This is a genomic window from Streptomyces phytophilus (assembly GCF_013870535.1).
Classification (GTDB): Bacteria; Actinomycetota; Actinomycetes; order Streptomycetales; family Streptomycetaceae; genus Streptomyces; species Streptomyces phytophilus.
This window is the reverse complement of record NZ_JACBXC010001660.1, coordinates 1-1094: the sequence shown is the minus strand read 5'-3', so window position 1 is coordinate 1094 and position 1094 is coordinate 1. Positions and strand designations below refer to the sequence as shown.

Annotated in this window: 1 protein-coding gene; it reads left to right on the top strand. The window is 73.7% G+C overall.

The genetic code is table 11. The annotated features are described in order from the left end of the window. Positions 1 to 164 precede the first annotated feature (164 nt). On the top strand, positions 165 to 887 hold the full coding sequence (locus tag H5J30_RS35030; protein ID WP_181791830.1) for a S1 family peptidase: 723 nt from the start codon (positions 165 to 167) through the stop codon (positions 885 to 887). Positions 888 to 1094 lie beyond the last annotated feature (207 nt).

Genomic DNA, 1094 nt, shown 5'->3' with positions numbered 1-1094 from the left:
GGCTTCCGCGCCGCACCGGCTCTCACCCCCCACGCCACGGCTCTCCGAGGCGAGACCAGCATGCCCGGGACCATCCGCACCGGAATAGGGCCGAACGGACCTCCTGTACGGGGCGGTCGGCCCTGCGCGACAATGCGGCTGCCGACCCCACGACGGGAGGATCCGTGAACTTACGTCGCGCTCCGCTCACCCCGTACCACGCGCCCCACGGCACGCCCGCGAAACTCGCCCCGGTGGCGGCCGTCCTGGCCGCCGTGCTCCTCGCCGTGCTCACCGCACTCGCCCCGCCGGCCGCCGCGGCCCAGGAACAGGTTGTCCGCGGCGGCGACGTCATCTACAGCAGCACCGGACGGTCCTGCCCGGTCGGCTTCAACGCGGGCCGCGGCGGGGAGCGTTACGCCCTCATGCAGGGCCACTGCGTCGGCGACTCCGGCGCCGTCTGGTACGCGGACGCCGCCAGGACGGTGGAGATCGGCCGGACCGGGGGCGTGAGCTTCCCGGTCAGCGACTACGCCCTGATCCACTACAACAACCCCGACTTCACCTACCCCAGCGAGCTGGCCTCCGGCGTGCCCGGCGGGGCGATCGAGATCACCGGCGCCGCCCAGCCCTCGGTCGGGCAGCAGGTGTGCAGCGCCGGCCGGACCACCGGCGTGCACTGCGGCACGGTGGTCTCGGTCAACGAGACCATCAGCTACCCCGAGGGCACGGTCTACGGCCTGTTCCGCGCCACCCTCTGCACCGAGCCGGGCGACAGCGCGTCCGCGTACTCCGGCGGGACGGCGCTCGGCCTGCTCGTGTCCGGTAGCCCGTGCAGCTCCGGCGGGACGGCGTTCTACCAGCCGGTGGTGCCCGTGCTCGCGGCGTACGGGCTCAGCATCCCCTGAGCCGGAGGCGGACGGGCAGCCCGGCAGCCCGGCGGCCGGGCGAACGGCCGCCGGGTGCGGCGGCGTTGTCAGTGGGCTCCGATAGAACTGATGTATGAATGCTACGGATGCCCGACGACAGCACTACGCCTTCGCCCACGCCGTGCTCCGCGACCTCGCCCTCACCGCACCGGAGCGCCTCCTCGCCGCCGCGCTCGACGGCTCGCT